General features: G+C 63.7%; 16 protein-coding genes. 4 read left to right on the forward strand and 12 right to left on the reverse strand.

Annotated elements, in window-relative coordinates; all coding sequences use genetic code 11:
• Positions 1-84: 84 nt before the first annotated feature.
• From J4D28_RS00365 to J4D28_RS00375, 3 genes are all read left to right on the forward strand, one after another.
• On the forward strand, positions 85-1,107 hold the full coding sequence (locus J4D28_RS00365) for an outer membrane protein assembly factor BamD (RefSeq protein WP_007924720.1): 1,023 nt from the start codon (positions 85-87) through the stop codon (positions 1,105-1,107).
• Positions 1,108-1,241: 134 nt separating this feature from the next.
• The gene (locus tag J4D28_RS00370) at positions 1,242-1,475 is read left to right on the forward strand and encodes a PP0621 family protein (protein ID WP_007924721.1); all 234 of its coding nucleotides are present in this window, start codon (positions 1,242-1,244) and stop codon (positions 1,473-1,475) included.
• Between the two features lie 273 nt (positions 1,476-1,748).
• Positions 1,749-3,077, forward strand: coding sequence for a sigma-54 dependent transcriptional regulator (locus J4D28_RS00375; RefSeq protein ID WP_038635209.1), 1,329 nt, complete (start codon positions 1,749-1,751; stop codon positions 3,075-3,077).
• Here the strand turns inward: J4D28_RS00375 and thiO are convergent.
• From thiO to J4D28_RS00410, 7 genes are read right to left on the reverse strand one after another with little or no spacing between them, the layout of a single operon-like run.
• A complete protein-coding gene (gene thiO, locus J4D28_RS00380) occupies positions 3,074-4,174 on the reverse strand; it encodes a glycine oxidase ThiO (protein ID WP_103330734.1) in 1,101 nt (366 codons plus the stop codon). The genes J4D28_RS00375 and thiO overlap by 4 nt on opposite strands.
• Positions 4,175-4,228: 54 nt before the next feature.
• The gene (locus J4D28_RS00385; RefSeq protein WP_041987304.1) at positions 4,229-4,630 is read right to left on the reverse strand and encodes a type IV pilin protein; all 402 of its coding nucleotides are present in this window, start codon (positions 4,628-4,630) and stop codon (positions 4,229-4,231) included.
• 13 nt (positions 4,631-4,643) lie between these two features.
• Positions 4,644-7,712, reverse strand: coding sequence for a pilus assembly protein (locus J4D28_RS00390; RefSeq protein ID WP_103330735.1), 3,069 nt, complete (start codon positions 7,710-7,712; stop codon positions 4,644-4,646).
• Complete coding sequence (locus tag J4D28_RS00395; protein WP_256587555.1) at positions 7,699-8,175, reverse strand: PilX N-terminal domain-containing pilus assembly protein; 477 nt, start codon at positions 8,173-8,175, stop codon at positions 7,699-7,701. Before J4D28_RS00395 ends, J4D28_RS00390 begins: the two co-directional genes overlap by 14 nt.
• A gap of 11 nt (positions 8,176-8,186) precedes the next feature.
• Positions 8,187-8,897, reverse strand: coding sequence for a PilW family protein (locus J4D28_RS00400; RefSeq protein ID WP_038635219.1), 711 nt, complete (start codon positions 8,895-8,897; stop codon positions 8,187-8,189).
• Positions 8,894-9,349, reverse strand: a complete 456-nt coding sequence (gene pilV / locus J4D28_RS00405) for a type IV pilus modification protein PilV (protein ID WP_038635222.1) — start codon at positions 9,347-9,349, stop codon at positions 8,894-8,896. Before pilV ends, J4D28_RS00400 begins: the two co-directional genes overlap by 4 nt.
• Positions 9,346-9,816 carry a GspH/FimT family pseudopilin gene (locus J4D28_RS00410; protein WP_103330737.1) on the reverse strand — a complete coding sequence of 157 codons (471 nt, stop codon included), beginning with the start codon at positions 9,814-9,816 and terminating at the stop codon, positions 9,346-9,348. Before J4D28_RS00410 ends, pilV begins: the two co-directional genes overlap by 4 nt.
• A gap of 133 nt (positions 9,817-9,949) precedes the next feature.
• Between J4D28_RS00410 and J4D28_RS00415 the strand changes: the two genes are divergently transcribed.
• A complete protein-coding gene (locus J4D28_RS00415) occupies positions 9,950-10,474 on the forward strand; it encodes a GspH/FimT family protein (protein WP_009050943.1) in 525 nt (174 codons plus the stop codon).
• Here the strand turns inward: J4D28_RS00415 and ispH are convergent, their stop codons facing one another.
• The 5 genes from ispH to ribF form a co-directional block, all read right to left on the reverse strand.
• Positions 10,475-11,422, reverse strand: coding sequence for a 4-hydroxy-3-methylbut-2-enyl diphosphate reductase (gene ispH / locus J4D28_RS00420; RefSeq protein ID WP_028683443.1), 948 nt, complete (start codon positions 11,420-11,422; stop codon positions 10,475-10,477). It lies immediately after the preceding gene.
• Between the two features lie 139 nt (positions 11,423-11,561).
• On the reverse strand, positions 11,562-11,999 hold the full coding sequence (gene fkpB, locus J4D28_RS00425) for an FKBP-type peptidyl-prolyl cis-trans isomerase (protein ID WP_174248228.1): 438 nt from the start codon (positions 11,997-11,999) through the stop codon (positions 11,562-11,564).
• A 7-nt stretch (positions 12,000-12,006) separates the two neighbouring features.
• Positions 12,007-12,519, reverse strand: coding sequence for a signal peptidase II (gene lspA, locus J4D28_RS00430; protein WP_009045705.1), 513 nt, complete (start codon positions 12,517-12,519; stop codon positions 12,007-12,009).
• The gene (ileS, locus tag J4D28_RS00435; protein WP_009050946.1) at positions 12,512-15,343 is read right to left on the reverse strand and encodes an isoleucine--tRNA ligase; all 2,832 of its coding nucleotides are present in this window, start codon (positions 15,341-15,343) and stop codon (positions 12,512-12,514) included. Before ileS ends, lspA begins: the two co-directional genes overlap by 8 nt.
• A gap of 13 nt (positions 15,344-15,356) precedes the next feature.
• Complete coding sequence (gene ribF, locus J4D28_RS00440) at positions 15,357-16,301, reverse strand: bifunctional riboflavin kinase/FAD synthetase (RefSeq protein ID WP_009050947.1); 945 nt, start codon at positions 16,299-16,301, stop codon at positions 15,357-15,359.
• Positions 16,302-16,428 lie beyond the last annotated feature (127 nt).

Raw genomic sequence — 16,428 nt, forward strand, 5'->3', positions numbered from 1 at the left:
GCCCCGAGGCTTTTTCAACGGGGCGCTCATCATAACAGGACGGCCCCGCCCAAGACAGCGGCCGTCATAGGGACGCAAGCCGCCATGCAAGTGAAACACCTGCTGCTGATCGCCATCCTCGCACTGACCGCTGCTTGCTCATCGAAGGAAGTCGTTGACGAAAACCTGAGCGAGGTCGAGCTGTACCAGCAGGCGCAGACCGACCTGGACAACAACAGCTATACCAGCGCCACCGCCAAGCTCAAGGCCCTGGAGTCGCGTTATCCGTTCGGCCGCTACGCGGATCAGGCACAACTCGAACTGATCTATGCCAACTACAAGAACGCCGAGCCGGAAGCTGCCAAGTCCGCCGCCGAGCGTTTCATCCGCCTGCATCCACAACACCCGAACGTGGACTACGCCTACTACCTCAAGGGCCTGACCTCCTTCGACCAGGACGTCGGCCTGCTGGCGCGCTTCCTGCCGCTGGACATGACCAAGCGTGACCCGGGTGCCGCCCGCGACTCCTACAACGAGTTCGCCCAGCTCACCAGCCGCTTCCCGAACAGCCGCTACGCGCCGGACGCCAAGCAGCGCATGATCTACCTGCGCAACCTGCTGGCCTCCTACGAAATCCACGTGGCCGACTACTACCTGACCCGTCAGGCCTATGTAGCCGCCGCCAACCGTGGCCGTTACGTGGTGGAAAACTTCCAGGAAACCCCGTCGGTGGCCGATGGCCTGGCAGTGATGACCGAGGCTTACCAGCGTCTGCACCTGGACGAACTGGCCGCCACCAGCCTGGAGACCCTGAAGCTCAACTACCCCGATCACCCGACTCTGGTCGACGGCCAGTTCGTGCCACGGGTCGCCGAGGCGGACAACCGCTCCTGGCTGAGCAAGGCCACCCTGGGCCTGATCGAGTCCCGTCCACCGCTGCCGCCGGGAGAAACCCGCGCCAACCAGGACGTGATGAAGCAATACCAGGACGCCAAGGACGCGATTCCGGCCGAGCTCAAGCCTAAAGACGCCAATGGCGACGCTGTCGAAGAAGAACAGCACGAAGCCGAAGGCAACAACAGCGATCGCTCGTGGTTCAGCTACATGACCTTCGGCGTGTTCGACTGACACCGCCGCGGTTAGCCAAAAGGGAGACTTTCGAGTCTCCCTTTTTTTGTCCGCGGATTTCAGCGCTGATTGCACTGTGCGCCCGGCATGACCTTGGCTAAACTGCCGGTTCCTCACTCACATAGCTGGCTACCATGCTTCGTTTACTGTTCTGGATCGCCCTGATTGCCGCTGCGGTATGGCTCTGGCGCAAATTCAAGCAGCCCGCCTCCGGCACCGCTGCTCCCCGCGAACCCAGCACCACGCCCATGGTGCGCTGCGCCCATTGCGGCGTGCACCTGCCCCGTGACCGGGCGCTGAGCCTCGAGCAACAGTGGTATTGCAGCCAGGCCCACCTGGAGCAAGGCCCGATCTCCCGCGATCGCTGAGCCTCGACCGGCAGTGGTGCAGATGACGTCGAAAGCGCGTTGTTTGCACCGCTGAATAATTCGCTACAAAAAAGCCTCCAGCCCACCCTCGTCCCATATCCGGCCGGCAACCCTCGGCAAACCGGGCATATGCCCTGCACATCATCCTGAACCCGGCCAAACAACCCGGCCCTGAGCAGGGCCAACGACCTCAAGCCTGCCTAGACTTCACGACACGCCAGGATGGCGGGTGCTCTCGCACCTCTTTCGCTCACGGATGAAGCAGTAAGCAGCATGAGCCCACGGCAAAAAGTCCTGATCGTCGATGACGATCCAGGCATTCGCGAATATCTGGAAATCAGCCTCGGCCGGATGCAGCGCCATACCCGTAGCGCCCGCACCCTGGGTGAAGCGCGTCACTGGCTGGCCCGGGAAGGTTTCGACCTGTGCCTGAGCGACCTGCATCTGCCCGACGGCACGGGGCTGGAATTACTCGAGCATATCCAGCACCACCGGCTGCGAATGCCGCTGGCCATCCTCAGCACCTGCGCCCGCCAGGAAACCGCGGTCCGGGTCCTGAAGGCCGGCGCCATCGACTTCCTGAGCAAACCCGTGGCCCTGGCCCGCCTGCGCGAGCTGCTGAACGGCCCCCTGCCCGAATCGACACCAGCGAACCCAGCTACCGGCCCACTGCTCGGCAATTCGACCGCCATGCACAAACTGCGTGGACAGATCCACAAACTGGCCCAGAGTCAGGCCTCGGTCTATATCAGCGGAGAGTCCGGCAGCGGCAAGGAACTGGCCGCCCGTGCGATTCACGACCAGGGACCACGGGCCAGCCAGGGCTTCGTGCCGATCAACTGCGGGGCTATTCCGCCGGAACTGATGGAGAGCGAGTTTTTCGGCCATCGCAAAGGCAGCTTCAGCGGTGCCGTCGAAGACAAACCCGGCCTGTTCCAGGCAGCGCACGGCGGCACCCTGTTTCTCGATGAGGTGGCCGATCTGCCACTGGCAATGCAGGTCAAATTGCTCCGTGCGCTCCAGGAGAAGGCGGTGCGCTGTGTCGGCGGACAGCAGGAGGTCCAGGTTGATGTGCGCATTCTCTGCGCCACCCACAAGACGCTGCAGGCGGAAGTGCATGCCGGACGCTTTCGCCAGGATCTCTACTACCGCCTCAACGTGATCGAACTGGCGGTGCCACCGCTACGGGCGCGCAAGGCTGATATCGAACCCTTGGCCACAGCCATCCTCGAGCGCCTGGCACAGGGCAACGGCCAACAGTTGGCGCGACTCCAGCCAGGCGCGCTGCTGGCACTCCAGGGCTACGACTTTCCCGGCAACGTGCGCGAGCTGGAGAACCTGCTCGAACGGGCGCACACCCTGTGCGAGAACCGGCAGATCGAAGCACGCGACCTGCAACTGACACCAAACGGCGCACACCCGGCCATCGCGCCCGGCCCGGCACAGGTGATCGACCTTGAAGGTTATCTGCAGGAAGTCGAGCGCCGGCTGATCCTCCAGGCCCTGGAGCACACCCGCTGGAACCGCACGGCGGCGGCCCAGCGCTTGAGCCTGTCGTTTCGTTCGATGCGCTACAGGCTGAAGAAACTCGGCCTGGATTAGATGCGCCCACTGGGCGCATAAGGCGCCGGGTCGATGATCGGCTCCCGGCCCAGCATCAGGTCGGTGAACAGCTGGCAGGACGCGGGCGCCAGGACCAAGCCATTGCGGTAATGCCCGCAGTTCAGCCACAGCCCCTCCAACCCCGGCACCGGGCCGATATAGGGAATGCCTTCGGGCGAACCCGGACGCAAGCCCGCCCAATGCCCCACCACCTCGGCCTGCGCCAGTGCCGGGATCAACTCGATGGCCGAAGCCTTCAGGCTTTCCAGGGCCGATGCGGTCGGGGTCTTGTCGAAGCCTTCGTGCTCCAGGGTGCTGCCGATCAGGATATGGCCGTCGCGCCGGGGAATCGCATAACGCCCCTTGGCCAGGACCATGCAGGAAAGAAAGTCCGAGGCGCACTTATAGAGAATCATCTGGCCTTTGACCGGCTCCACCGGCAATGCCAGGCCCAGGCTCTTGAGCAATTCGCCGCTCCAGGCTCCTGCCGCCAGCACCACCTGGTCGCCACGGATTTCGCCCAGGGAGGTCTGCACCCCGAGGACTCGCTCACCTTCGCGGATAAACCCGCTGACTTCGCAGTGCTCGTGAATGGTCACCGCCGGCAACGCCGACAGTGCGGCCTTCAGCGACTTGACCAGGCGCGGATTGCGCACGTTGGCCACGTCGGCCATATAGATCGCCCGCGAAAAACCGCCGCCGAGCACCGGCACCGCGTCATGAGCCACTGAGATATCCACAGCGCTCAATGGCCGCTGTTCGCGCTGGGCCCAGGCCAGCGCTTCGGCTTCGTCGTCCAGGTCCAGCCAGTACAGGCCGGTGGTATGCACTTCGGGATCGACACCGGTGGTGGCGAACAGGTGTTCGGCCAGCTGTGGATAAAAGTCCTGCGACCAATGCGCCAGCGCCGTGACTGCCGGGCTGTAGCGCCAGGGGTAGAGCGGCGAAACGATCCCGCCGCCGGCCCAGGAGGATTCCTGGCCGACATTCGAACGCTCGAGCAGCACCACCTGCTGCCCGGCGGACGCCAGGTTGAACGCGGTCAGCAGGCCGATCACTCCACCGCCGACAATCACCACTTGCTGTTGCTTTGCCATAGTCCAGTCCAGGAAGAAAAAACACCGGGCACCGCCAGCACCCGAGAAGGTTGCTCAGCGTCCCCAGCAGTCTTTGCTGGTCACCCCGTCGGCCATATTGTTGTTGCCCATGGCACCGGTGTGGCTAAGAGTGAACTCGCCGCACTTGTCGCCGGCCATCATGCTCTCGCTTTTCGGCGTCGCGGTCAGGGTGAAGCTCTGGTCGGCCAACACTGGCGTGATGCTGTAGTCATCGTTGCCGGCACTGAGGCCCGAAGCGTTGCTGTAGACACCGCCCTTGGAGTGGAAACGCTCGAGGCTCTGCGCCTGCTCCGACAGCAGGCCGGCGATTTGCGTGCGATGGGTTTTCTTCACGTACTCGGTGATGCTGGGAAGGCTCAGGGTGACGACGAGCCCGATGATCGCAATCACGATCATGATTTCGATCAGGGTAAAACCTTGGTTGGATCTACGCATGCCTCACTCTCACTTACTGTATTTGTCGCCACATGATGCGGCGGCTGCCACCGCCCGGTTTCTCGACCAGGGAGGCAATACCGCCGCCGGAATCGCTGACAATTTTGCGGGTAGCGCGGTTAAGCACAGCGCTCAACGCAGGAATGCCGCCGGTGAAAATGACACCGCTGGAAGGCGTGTCCAGGCCATCGACCACTTCGTCGCCGTTGGTGTCGAGCACCGCGTCATCGAGCATCTTACCGCTGAATGCCTCCAGCTCGACCAATTTGCCGTTGCCCGCGCTGGAACAAGGGTCGCTCGCCTCGACGGCAGCGGTGCTGAAGACAATGCGACCCGCCACCAGCGTGGCCGGGTTGATGACCCGCTCACCGCTCGACGCCTCCCCCAGCGGCAGGTACCAGCCCTGCTCGGCCGGATAACTGACGTCCGCCTGGGTGCTGGTGATATAGGAGCCCGCGCTGCCGGCAAACAGCCCGGTGATCGCTTGCGCCTGCAGGTCAGCCACGCCGATCCGCCCCCCCCCGCCCGGGGCATCCCAGACCGCATAGAAGCCCTGGGCGTCCTTGCTGCGCTTGTCGGCCAGTTCGCTGAGCTTGCCGGTGCCAAACAGCACCAGCTTGCCGCCCTCGGGATGATCCACCAGCAACGGCTGCGCGGTGATCGGCTGGGTCGCGCCACCCGGAGCGCTGAACAGCGGAGCACTGCCAAAGGCCAGGCCCCAGCTGTCCGGCGCCGAACCGCTCAAATCGAACTTCCACAGATGGCCCTGGAGGTCGCCACCATAGGCCGCCTGGACCACATTCTGGCTGTCCACCTGCAACTTCACCGAGGACAAGCCGTTCTCCTGCCCATTGCCATCGACCGGGATTTTGCTGATCAGCGAGCCATCGCGAATATCCACCACATACAAGGCAGCGACCCCGGAATGGCTGCCATAACCATTGCCGATGAAGGCCGCCCAGCGCCCGTCGGCCAAGCGTGCCACTTCCGGGCGGGCGTAGGCATAACCCAGGTCATTGAACGGGTGATTGATATCGGCTAACGCAGGCGCGGTGATTTCCCACAGCGCCTGGGGCGTATTGCCGGCCTGGCCATACAGCTGCACCGCGTAAAACGCCTTGCCGCCGGCTCCCGTGCCCGCCAGCGCCAGGGTTGCCCAGGCCGTGCCGAGCTGGGCATCGACTACCGTCACCGGTCCATCGGCCAGGAACCGGTGACGATCGCCATTGGCATAGCCGGGGTCGGCGATGTGATGCAGCAGCGGTAAGGCACTGGAGGGCATATAGGCGTAGCGACGCCGGCCATTCTCCGCGTCGATCAGCGAAAGCAGGCCGTCATTGGCGTTGACCAGCAAGCTCGGGGTCATGCCTTGGGCCTTGCTCGCCAGGTAGGCGCTGTAGTCGCTGTCGCCCTGCAGATCGGCGGCGTCCTGGGCGGTCGGCGCCGCCATGACCAGCGGCGAGTTGACGATATCCCCCAGCAGGTGGGTACGCACCTTGAGCCCAGCCCGGTTAACCCCCTGGCTCCAGGCCAATAGATCGGCCGTGGTTATGCCGGGTGGCAGATCCTGGGCAAGCGCGGCCTGCTGCGCGCCGGATAGTTGGTCATGGCGCAAGGCAACGGCGGTCCGGGTGGCGCTGTTCCAGGTCTGGAAGATCCCCGGCGACGCACCGGGGACCAGGGTCGAGTCCGTGCTCCATAGCGGCGTGCTGGTATCGACCGCGCCGGCGGGGCTGATGCCGTACGCCCTGATGGTGCCGTGCCAATCGCCGGGGTCATAAGACGCCTGGAAATAACTCGAACCGCTGGCCAGCCCGGCGGCACCCGCCGTGGCGCTCCCCGCCTGGGCCGCGGAAGCCGAAACCTCGCCCAGGGCCGAGGCCAGTGCGGCGTCGAGCCCCAGCTTGTCAGTCACCGGGTAGAACTTGCCCCGGCCATAGTTCGCCGCATCCGCCAGCATGGGGTACTGCGCGTTGAGACCGATGGTGTAGGTGTTCATGTGCTGTTGCGCGAAACCCGTCGAATCCCAGCTTTTCCCCGCGATATCCAGGCCCGCTGCGCGCATGTCGATATCCACCGCCAGCTTGGCGATGTCATCCAGATACAGGCTGCTGCCCTCCTCGTTGCCGCCAGGATCAATGCCGTCATTGGGCACTCCATCCCAATCTGGCAGGCTGGCCGCCCCCTGGGGTTCACGGGAGGGAAAACTGTGGTCGTAACTGGGCAAGCCATCGGTCACCACCAGGCCGTAATTGCGCTGGCAGCGGTACTGGATCGGGCTGCCATAGGTGGACGGCGTGCTGTTGTAGTAAGGCGTCAGGCCCCGAAAATAACGACTGATCTCGTAATAGGTTTCCGCCAGCGGCGCCTCGGCCGAGGCCCTGAGCCCGCCGATGGCGGACAGCAATGCCTGGTAGTTTGCGTCGGCCTGAGCCTGGCTGACCTGGTCGCTGACTGGTGCCAGATCGCTGATGGCGCGCACGATACGCCCGCCCGGCGCCAGATCGCCGCCTGCTGGCGGGTTGAAGCTCGCCAGGCCGATGCGCAGCGCGCGGTTGTCAGCCACCAGCTCGCTGGCGGCCTCACGGACCAGGGCCATCCGGTCCTGAGCGGGAATCGAGCCATCGGTGAAATCCCGGTCGCGGCCGTCGGCCAGGGCAAGCAGATAGGCCAAATAGGCGGCCGAATAACGGGTGCTGCCGCGCCCAGCCGGATCTGGCAGCTTGAGGCACTGTGGCCGGGCATTGTCGCGGTAGAACCCGACATAACCGCTGGCGCAGCCCGCCTGGCTCAGCGTTGAAAGGGCCATCGAATCCGCGCTCGGACTGGCTCCGGGCAGGCATTCGCCGGCCTGCATCCGGCAGGGGCTGAGCGGCGCCCGCGTCAGCCCGGGATCGAAGCCAGGGGCATAGACGATGCTGTTCATGCTCTGCGAATCGTCGAGCAGCAGCATTACATTCGGCGCCACCGCCGCCGCATTCGCCAAGGGCGCCTGGGCCGGGGTGAAACCGTAGGCCGGGGCACTCAGGTAGAGGCTCAGCAAAGCGCCAGCCAGCAGCGCCCGGGCTTCAGTACTTGGCATAGATGCTCTCCAGCACACTGCGAGAATGGCCGGCCAGCCCGACGGCGGTCACCCGGTACAGGGTTGCGGAAGTGTTGCTCGGCACATTGACCGCCCCCAGCGCCGTACCGATGTTCTGCACGCCGTAAAAGCTGTTACCGGTGGCGATCCAGGTCACGCCCGAATGGCCGTTGTGGCCCGCGGCGCTGATGACCGCGGACTCGCCGGGCGGCGCGCACTGGCCGCCGGTACAGACCGGCAGCGAATAACTGTCCTGCTGCACCGCGCTCTCACCGATGCGCAGGGCCATCTCCGCCGCCTGGAACGACTGGTTGCGCAGCCACAGGCCGCCGGACATCTTTTCCTGCAACGTGGCGTTCTGCATCGACGAAATGCCGATCAAGGTCAGCAGCAACAGGAACACCAGGCTCATCAGCAGCGCCATGCCGCGCTGCGCCCCGGGAGCCGTTCGATACGAAGTCATCGGCAGCTCACTCACAACAGACGATTGCGCAAGGCGGCCACCACATTGAACGTCTGCGGCCGCACGCGTGCCTGGGGATCGCTCAGGGTCAGGCTCAAGCGCACGCTGCGGATCCGCGCCGGGTCGCCAGGATCGCGACTGTAGCGGGAGGCCGCGATATCCGTGGCGCTGCTGGCGATGCCGAACGACACCTCGAAAGCGCTGACATTGTTCACCAGCACCGCCTGACTGGAGCCGGTGCCGGTACCCATCAGCAGTTGATCGTTCTTCAGGCTGTACACCAGGCGCCGCACCGCAAACGCCTGCTGCCCCGTAGGGGCCTTGCGGGCGCCGGTGTAGGCGGTGGCGCTGTTGCGGCAATCGGTCAGCACGGTCCAGGTCGGGGTGCCGCCGCTGTCGCCGATATCAGCCGTGACCAGCGTCAGCCGGTGGTTGGCGTTGTCCCAGCGGATCGGTGTCTGTGCATGGCCGGCGAAGTCCGAGGCGGTGCTGGAATCGGCGATGCTCTGCAGGCAGCCGAACATGCCGACCATGCGTATTTCCTGGATCATCTTGCTCAGCACGAAACGCGCGTCCTCTTGCAGGCCGGCCGAGGCGCTCTGGCTGAGGTAGGTGTTTTTGGCCGAGATGAAAATCTGCGTCACACCCAAGGCCACAATCAGGCTCAACGCCAGCGCCACCAACATTTCGATCAGGCCGAAACCGCTGTTCCCGCATCTCATCGCTTATCCCCCGGATCCACCGCCACCCGGCTGCTCACGACAAAACTGCGGGAGCCTTCAGCAGGCTGGTCCGAGACATGGGCGGCGCGGGAGTCGTCCCAGGTGATGCTGATGGTGAACACACCCTGCTTGAGGCTGATATGGCCCTCGGCGGTCGGCCCGCCAAAGCTCTCGACATTGCGCTTGAAGTCATACAGGTCCTGGTCCCGAACCACGCTGAAATTGCCGGTATCGGGCGCCGCCACGGTGTAGTCCGCGGCGCTGTTGGCGCGGATGCGATCGAGCATGTCATAGGCGATGAAGCTGGCCTGGCTGGTCATCAATGCACTGTCGGTATAACGCAGGGCATTGAGCTGGACCGCCGCGGCACCGAGCAGGCCCACGCCGAGAATCAGCACCGCCACCAGCACCTCGATCAGCGTCATCCCGGCCTGCACGCTCCTGCCCGTCATTGGCACTCCCCGTTTACCGCTATCCGTCCGTTCAGGCACAGCGTGATCGTCCTGTGTTGTGCGCCCAGCACATAGGTCATGACCGGCGGGACCGCTGCCGATACGCCACCCAGCGCGTTGAATCCGATGCTGTCGAATTCAGAGGTTAGCGTCAGCCGGGCGCCGCGACTGACCGCGGGAACAACCCGCAATACATTCGTCGCCGGCCCGTCGCCTTGATAAATCGACAGCCCCCGGCTCCAGTCCGAATCCACGGCAGCCGGACGCAGGTGAACCGGCAAGCCACGGTCGATCGCCTCCAGACGCGCGTAATTCAAGCTGCGCAGCAGTTCGCTGATGTCGCTGTCGGCCTTGGCCCGCTGCGCCATCTGACTGAATGCCGGAACCACCAGGGTCAACAAAATCGCCGAAACTGCCAGGGCGACCAGCAATTCGATCAGCGTGAACCCTTCTGTGCGGTAACGCATGCCATCCCCTTGAGCGGCCAGCGGCTATAACTGGCTCTAGCACTTCGAACCTTCATAGACCGAAGGTTCGCGGTTTTGCTCAATGGCCGGGCAAGGATTGTCCGGGCCTGCCGCACTCCATGGAGGGAGAACCATGCCGCAAAAGGGTTTCGGCCTGATCGAAATAATCGTGGGGCTGGCGCTTGCCAGCCTGTTGATGCTGTTCGCCACCACCTCATTCGGGGAGTTGTTCCAGTCGACTCGCCGGCTGGATGCCGCACAGATGCTTGCCAGCGGCATCCGCAATGCGCGCACCGAAGCCATCCTGCGCCAGCAGCGAATCGTCATTCACGGGTTGAACGACGACTGGAGCCAGGGTTGGCGGATCATTCTGGATATCAGTGGCGAGGGCTCGCAGGACGGCGATAACCCGGTGCTGCTCGAACGCCGGGGAGACGCCCGGGTGGCGATTGTCGGCAATCGCCCGGTGCAGCACTTCGTGCGTTTCAGTGGCCTGGGCGATCCGCTGCTGCCCAGCGGGGCCTTTCAGGCCGGGACGCTGCACATCTGCGGGGCCGATCCGGGAACGAGCCAGCATCAGGTGGTGCTTTCCCGCAGCGGGCGGGTCAGCCTGCGCAGCGACAAGGCCGCGCAGGCGTTATGCGACAGCCAGGGCTGATCAGAGCAACGAACGAACGCGCAGCTCTTTGGGCATGGAGAAGGTGATGTTTTCTTCGCGGCCGGCCAGTTCGTCGGCGCCGGTGGCGCCCCAGGCGTGCAATTGGTCGATCACGCCCCGCACCAGCACCTCGGGAGCCGACGCCCCAGCGGTGATGCCGATGCGCTCGACGCCGTCGAACCAGCTGCGCTGCATATCCTCGGCACCATCGATCAGGTATGCCGGGGTGGCCATGCGCTCGGCCAGTTCACGCAGGCGGTTGGAGTTGGAGCTGTTCGGGCTGCCCACCACCAGTACCACATCGCACTCGTCGGCCAGTTGCTTGACCGCGTCCTGACGGTTCTGCGTGGCGTAGCAGATATCGTCCTTGCGTGGCCCGCCAATGGCCGGGAAACGCTGGCGCAGGGCATCGATGACCCGGCTGGTGTCGTCCATCGACAAGGTGGTCTGGGTGACGAACGCCAGCTTTTCAGGATTGCGCACCTGCAGGTTGGCGACGTCGTTCTCATCTTCCACCAGGTAGATCGCGCCGCCATTGCTGGCATCGTACTGGCCCATGGTGCCTTCGACTTCCGGGTGGCCGGCATGGCCGATCAGGATGCATTCGCGACCGTCGCGGCTGTAGCGCGCCACTTCGATATGCACCTTGGTCACCAGCGGGCAGGTCGCATCGAAGACTTTCAGGCCACGGCCCGCCGCTTCGCTGCGCACGGCCTGGGAAACGCCGTGGGCGCTGAAGATCACGATGACGTCATCCGGCACCTGGTCCAGCTCCTCGACAAAGATCGCTCCGCGGGCGCGCAGGTCTTCGACGACAAATTTGTTGTGCACCACTTCATGACGCACGTAGATCGGCGGCCCGAAGACCTCCAGGGCGCGATTGACGATTTCGATCGCGCGGTCCACGCCAGCGCAGAAGCCACGGGGGTTGGCGAGTTTGATTTGCATGCTGTGCCTCGTGTCTTGCGCTGTAGGAGCGAGCTTGCTCGCGAAGAACTCAAAGACACCGCGGTCATTCAGAATGCCAGCGTTATCGTTGAAGAACTTCGCGAGCAAGCTCGCTCCTACAGCAGGCCGGGTTCGTTAGTTACAGCGCTTTAACGTCGATGATTTCGACATCAAAGGTCAAGGTTTTACCGGCCAACGGATGGTTGAAGTCAACCGTCACCTGGGCATCGTCAAAGGCTTTGACCACACCTGGCAGCTCGGTATTGGCCGCATCGTTGAAGATCACCAGCAGGCCTTCGGATAGCTCCATATCCTGGAACTGCGAACGCGGGATGATCTGCACATTTTGCGGGTTCGGCTGGCCAAAGGCGTTTTCCGGTTCGATGGTCAGGTTACGCTTGTCGCCCGCCTTGAAACCGAACAGGGCCGCTTCAAAACCTGGCAACAGGTTGCCGTCACCGACCTTGAAGGTCGCCGGGGCCTTGTCGAAGGTGCTGTCCACCGTGTCGCCGTTATCCAGGCGCAATGCGAAATGCAAAGTGACTTCCGTGTTCTGGCCGATGCGTTGTTCAGCCAATACCTGTTCAGTCATGAACGGCTTCTCCGGTTTTCTTGCTTTTGAACATATCCAGCGCAAGCATCACCGCACCCACGCTGATGGCGCTGTCGGCGAAGTTGAACGCCGGGAAGTACCAGCGGTTCTGCCAATGCACCAGGATGAAATCGATCACATGGCCCAGGGCGATGCGGTCGTACAGGTTGCCCAGCGCGCCACCCAGCACCAGGGCCAGGGCGACCGCCAGCCAGGTTTCGTTGCGCCCCAGGCGCTTGAGCCAGACCACCAGCACCGCGCTGACCACCACCGCAATCAGGGCGAACAACCAGCGCTGCCAGCCCGAGCTGTCCGCCAGGAAGCTGAACGCCGCGCCGGTGTTGTAGGCCAGGGTCCAGCTGAAGTAATCCGGGATCACCACGATCTGCTGGTACATCGACAGCGAGCTTTCGAAGTGCAGCTTGCTGGCCTGGTCGATGACCAGCACCAGCACGCTCAACCACAGCCAGCCCAGACGGCCGAAACGGCCCGTGGCATTAGGCATAGTGACGAACCTCGCCTTCGCCGCTGATGTTGTCGACGCAGCGACCGCAGATTTCCGGGTGCTCAGGGTGCACGCCGACATCTTCACGGCAGTGCCAGCAACGGGCGCACTTGGCGAAGCTCGACTTGACCACTTTCAGCTTGAGGCCGGCGACTTCGGTTTCCACCGCATCCGCCGGGGCCTGCGCGAAAGGCGCGACGCTGGCGGTGGAGGTGATCAGCACGAAACGCAGCTCGTTGCTCAGCTTGGCCAGGTCGGCGCTCAGCGCTTCTTCGGCATACAGGGTCACTTCGGCTTGCAGGTTGCCACCGACGGCCTTGGCCGCGCGCTGGATTTCCATTTCCTTGTTGACCGCGACCTTGACCGCCATGATCCGCTCCCAGTAGGCACGGTCCAGCTCGAAGCCTTCCGGCAGCTCGCTGAGGCCCTGGTACCAGGTGTTGAGCATCACCGATTCGTTGCGCTCGCCCGGCAGGTACTGCCACAGCTCGTCGGCGGTGAAGGCGAGGATCGGTGCGATCCAGCGCACCAGCGCTTCGGAGATGTGGAACAACGCGGTCTGGCACGAACGACGGGCCTTGCTGTTGGCGCCGGTGGTGTACTGGCGGTCCTTGATGATGTCCAGGTAGAAACCGCCCAGCTCCTGCACGCAGAAGTTGTGGACCTTGGAGTAGACGTTCCAGAAGCGGTATTCGCCGTAATGCAGTTCCAGCTCGCGCTGCAGCAGCAGGGTACGGTCCACGGCCCAACGGTCCAGGGCGAGCATTTCTTCGGCCGGCAGGATATCGGTGGCCGGGTTGAAGCCGCTCAGGTTGGAAAGCAGGAAGCGCGCGGTGTTGCGGATACGCCGGTAGGCGTCGGCGCTGCGCTGCAGGATCTGGTCGGAAACCGCCATTTCACCGGAGTAGTCGGTGGCCGAGACCCACAGGCGCATGATGTCGGCGCCCAGGGTGTCGTTGACCTTCTGCGGCGCGATGACGTTGCCCAGGGACTTGGACATCTTGCGACCATTCTCGTCGACGGTGAAACCGTGGGTCAGCAGTTCGCGATACGGCGCATTGCCATCGATCGCGCAGCCGGTCAGCAGGGACGAGTGGAACCAGCCGCGGTGCTGGTCGGAACCTTCCAGGTACAGGTCGGCACGCGGGCCGCTGGCGTGGCCCATCGGGTGCGAGCCGCGCAGTACGTGCCAGTGCGTGGTACCGGAGTCGAACCAGACGTCCAGGGTGTCGCTGATCTTGTCGTATTGCGAGGCTTCATCGCCCAGCAACTCGGCCGCGTCCATCTTGAACCAGGCTTCGATGCCTTCGTGCTCGACACGTTTGGCCACTTCTTCCATCAGTTCGACAGTACGTGGGTGCAGCTCGCCGCTTTCCTTGTGCAGGAAGAACGGGATCGGCACGCCCCAGTTGCGCTGACGGGAGATGCACCAGTCCGGACGGTTGGCGATCATCGAATGCAGGCGCGCCTGGCCCCAGGCCGGAACGAACTGAGTCTCTTCGATGGCCTGCAACGCGCGCTGGCGCAGGGTGTTGCCGCTGGTTGGCTGCTTGTCCATGCCGACGAACCACTGCGCGGTGGCGCGGTAGATCAGCGGGGTCTTGTGGCGCCAGCAATGCATGTAGCTGTGGCTGATGGTTTCGGTGTGCAGCAGCGCACCGACTTCGGTCAGCTTGTCGACGATGGCCGGGTTGGCCTTCCAGATGAACTGGCCGCCGAAGAACTCCAGCGAGCTGGCGTACACGCCGTTGCTCTGCACGGGGTTGAGGATGTCGTCGTTGACCATGCCGTAACGCTTGCAGGTCACGAAGTCGTCTTCGCCGTAGGCTGGCGACGAGTGAACCACGCCGGTACCGGCGCCCAGCTCGACGTAGTCAGCCAGGTACACCGGCGACAGGCGATCGTAGAACGGGTGACGGAAGTTGATCAGCTCCAGCGCCGACCCCGGGGCGGTGGCGATCACCGAGCCTTCCAGGTTGTAGCGGGCCAGGCAGGACTCCACCAGCTCTTCGGCCAGGACCAGCAGCTTGTCGCCAGCATCGACCAGGGCGTAGTTGAATTCAGGGTGAACGTTCAGCGCCTGGTTGGCCGGGATGGTCCACGGAGTGGTGGTCCAGATCACGATCGAAGCCGGCTTGCTCAGCTTGGCCAGGCCAAAGGCGGCGGCCAGCTTGTCTGCGTCGGAAATCGGGAAGGCCACGTCGATGGTCGAGGACTTCTTGTCCTGGTACTCGACTTCCGCTTCAGCCAGGGCCGAGCCGCAGTCGAAACACCAGTTCACCGGCTTGAGGCCCTTGAACACGAAACCGCCCTTGACCATTTCCGCCAGGGCACGGATTTCCCCGGCTTCGTTGGCAAAATCCATGGTCTTGTACGGGTTGGCCCAGTCGCCCAGCACACCCAGGCGGATGAACTCGGCCTTCTGGCCTTCGATCTGCTCGGTGGCGTAGGCGCGGCACAGCTCGCGGGTCTTGTCCGAGGACAGGTTCTTGCCGTGGGTCACCTCGACCTTGTGCTCGATCGGCAGGCCGTGGCAGTCCCAGCCCGGAACATAAGGCGCGTCGAAGCCCGCCAGGGTCTTCGAGCGGATGATCATGTCCTTGAGAATCTTGTTGACCGCATGACCGATGTGAATCGAGCCGTTGGCGTAGGGCGGACCGTCGTGAAGAACGAACTTCGGACGATCCTTGCCAATTTCGCGCAACTTACCGTACAGGCCAATGCTGTCCCAGCGCTGCAGAATCTGCGGTTCGCGCTGAGGCAGGCCGGCCTTCATTGGGAAGGCGGTGTCCGGAAGGTTTAGCGTGGCTTTATAGTCGGTCATTTAAGGCTCTTCATTAGCGATTGGCGCTATGGGTACGTGCAACTTCGGCACGGGCGGCGGCGACATCCGCGTTGATCGCCGTCTTCAGCGCCTCCAGAGAGGCGAAACGCTGCTCTTCACGCAGCTTCTGGTGGAAAACCACCGTCAAACGCCGGTCATACAGATCGCCGGCAAAATCTAAAAGATGGACTTCCAGGTGGGCCTTGCCATCACCTGCCACCGTCGGCCGCACGCCAATGTTGGCGACGCCCGGCCAGGTCTTGCCGTCGATGTCGACATTGACCAGGTACACCCCGGACAGCGGTACACGGCGGCGCTTGAGCTGCACATTGATGGTTGGCGTACCTAATTGGCGCGCCAGCTTCTGTCCGTGCAGGACCCGCCCGGCGATGCGGAACGGGCGACCGAGCAGACGCTCGGCCAATACGAAATCGGCAGCCGCCAGGGCATTGCGGACCTGGGTGCTGCTGACGCGCAGGCCATCCAGCTCGACAGTCTGCGCGGCCTCGACGGTAAAACCGTGGGTGATACCGGCCTTTTGCAGGAAGTCGAAGTCACCGACCCGGTCGCAACCAAAACGAAAATCGTCGCCGACTTCCAGATGCTGCACACCCAGGCCATCGACCAGGATGGTCTCGACGAACTCGCTGGCGCTGAGCTTGCTCAAGCGCTGGTTGAACGCCAGGCACAAGACCCGGTCGACGCCCTCCTCGGCCAGCAGCTGCAGCTTGTCGCGCAAGCGTGCCAGACGGGCCGGAGCGGTATCCGGAGCGAAGAATTCGCGCGGCTGCGGCTCGAATATCACCACGCAGCTGGGCACGCCCAACTCAAGCGCACGCTCACGCAGCCGGCCCAGGATAGCCTGGTGGCCACGGTGAACACCGTCGAAGTTGCCAATAGTGGCGACACAGCCCCGATGCTGGGGGCGCAGATTGTGGAGGCCTCGGACCAGCTGCATAACGCGCTTCTTGCTCATAAAGTGGTCGATTATAACCACACCCGACGGCCGGTGACAGGCAACAGCACGCGCCAAAGTGATCGAACCGACAAAACCACTGCCTCGCTGGCGTTCAAGCGCCCCCGGA

It is taken from the genome of Pseudomonas sp. GW531-T4 (assembly GCF_017349615.1).
In the GTDB taxonomy this organism is placed as follows: Bacteria; Pseudomonadota; Gammaproteobacteria; order Pseudomonadales; family Pseudomonadaceae; genus Aquipseudomonas; species Aquipseudomonas chlororaphis_I.